This window comes from Desertihabitans aurantiacus (genome assembly GCF_003344635.1).
Lineage (GTDB): Bacteria > Actinomycetota > Actinomycetes > Propionibacteriales > Propionibacteriaceae > Desertihabitans > Desertihabitans aurantiacus.
Genome location: NZ_QPKK01000443.1, coordinates 1 through 1,840 on the forward strand (window position 1 = coordinate 1; position 1,840 = coordinate 1,840).

Annotated in this window: 2 protein-coding genes and 1 pseudogene; all 3 read right to left on the reverse strand. The window is 77.7% G+C overall.

Translation table 11 applies throughout. The annotated features are described in order from the left end of the window. Positions 1-461: pseudogene (locus tag DVA66_RS19970) on the reverse strand (hypothetical protein); the annotation flags it as partial. Next, positions 458-1,651 (reverse strand): cupin domain-containing protein, encoded by a 1,194-nt coding sequence (locus DVA66_RS19975; RefSeq protein ID WP_198671987.1) that lies wholly within the window; start codon positions 1,649-1,651, stop codon positions 458-460. The gene DVA66_RS19975 and the pseudogene DVA66_RS19970, both read right to left, overlap by 4 nt. A gap of 5 nt (positions 1,652-1,656) precedes the next feature. Continuing rightward, the coding region (locus DVA66_RS19980) for a hypothetical protein (protein WP_198671988.1) at positions 1,657-1,840 on the reverse strand (184 nt) is incomplete at its 5' end.

Genomic DNA, 1,840 nt, shown 5'->3' on the forward strand with positions numbered 1-1,840 from the left:
GCCGCGACCGGGCGTCCGCGCACGGCGCAGCAGGTGTCGTGGACGCCGTGGGCGCAGACCAGCAGCACCGGCGGGTGGCCGGTCGCGCCGGGGGCCTCGAGGGCGTCGGGGAGGGCGAGCAGGTCGTCCTCGTCGGCCCAGGTGCCCCAGGTCTGGCGGTGGGCGCCGGAGTCCTCGTGGTGCACCACCGCCCAGCGCAGCGCCTCGTCACCGGTGCGGCGGCCGTGGCGGCGGACCAGCAGGATGCGGGCACCCGCGGCGGCCGCGGCGAGCGCGACCCGCCGCCGGATCTCCAGAGCCAGCGGCAGGTCGATGAAGCCACGGACGGGCCAGCGTCCCGGGTGCTCCACCAGCACCCAGGACCGCCCCGGGGAGGCCGTCCCGAGCAGCGGGTCGCGCCGCTCCCGCGCCCCGTCGGCGCACCGCGGGAGGCCCGGCGCGGGGAGGGTGGTGCCGCTCACCCGGGGACGACGACCCCGGCCCGCAGCAGCGTCCGGGCCAGGTCGAGGCCCAGCTCGCCGGCGGTGCCGACGCGACCGGACAGCAGCCGCTCGACCGCCTCCAGGTCGGCCTCCTCGACCGGCACCGCGCCGACCCGGCTGGTGAGGCTGTGGTCGACCAGCCGGGCGTCCAGGGCCGGTCGGAGCCGGAGCGGGGTGCTCTCGGACAGCGTCTCCAGGGCGGCCAGCTGGGCCAACGGTCCGAGCGGGCCGGGGCGGGTCTGGGAGCGCTGGACGCGTTGCAGGGCGGGGGCCGGGTCGGCCTCGGCCAGCGCGGCGGTGAGCCGCTCGCGGACGCGCTCGGCCTCCGCCTCGACCTCCAGCGGCCCCATCGGCAGGGTGGCCCGCATCTCCGGGTCGGCCTGCAGGCTCTGCAGCGCGGCCTGCAGCAGCTGCTCGGCCACCGCGTAGCGGGTCCAGATGTGGATGCCCAGGGTGAGGTGGATGCTGACCGCGCCCTGCGCCTCGGCGGCGTGCAGCCAGCCGCGGGGCAGGTACAGCACGTCCCCGGGCTCCAGCACGGTGTCGAGCGCCGCCTCACCCCGCGCGGCATGCTCCACCGCCGGCCGGCGGTCGGTCCACGGCTGGTTGCGCAGCGGGTCGGGGTGCACCGGCTCGTGGATGATCCAGCGCTTGCTGCCCTCGACCTGCAGCACGAACACGTCGTGCACGTCGTAGTGGTCGCTGAAGCCGCGGTTCTGCGGCGGGGTGATGTAGGCGTTGGCCTGGACCGGGTGGCCGAGGTCGGCCCCGAGCCGGGCGCACAGGTCGTTGACCGGCGCCCAGGTGCGGTGCAGGGCCTGCAGCACCAGCGTGGCGCCGTCGGCGAGGTGGCGCCACAGCGCGGTGTCGTCCAGCTGGTCGCCGATCGAGGCGCCGACACCGGCCGGGGCCGTGAAGGTCGACTCGCGCAGCGTGGCGCCGTCCTTGGCCACCCGCAGGAAGGGGGTGCGCAGCCCGCGGCGGGAGACCAGCTCGTCCACCGCGTCGGAGCCGAAGAGGTCGCCGAAGCCGCCCGGTCGGGCCCGGGTGACCAGCGGCCGCCGGGCCCAGTACGCCTCGGCGAACTCGGCGGGGGAGACGTCGATCAGGGAGGCCAGGACCCCACCGTCGACGACGGTGGGGTCCTGGACGTCGTGCAGCGAGGACAAGGTGCTCAGAGGCTCTGGTCCGCGCCGCCGTCGGCTCCGCCGTCGGACACGCCGGGGACGCCCGAGGCGCCACCGTCGGCAGGGCCCTCGGCGCCGGAGTCCGCACCGCCGTCGGCGCCACCGTCGGCACCGGAGTCGGCGCCGCCGTCAGCCCCGCCGTCGGAGACGCCCGGGACGCCGGCCGCGCCG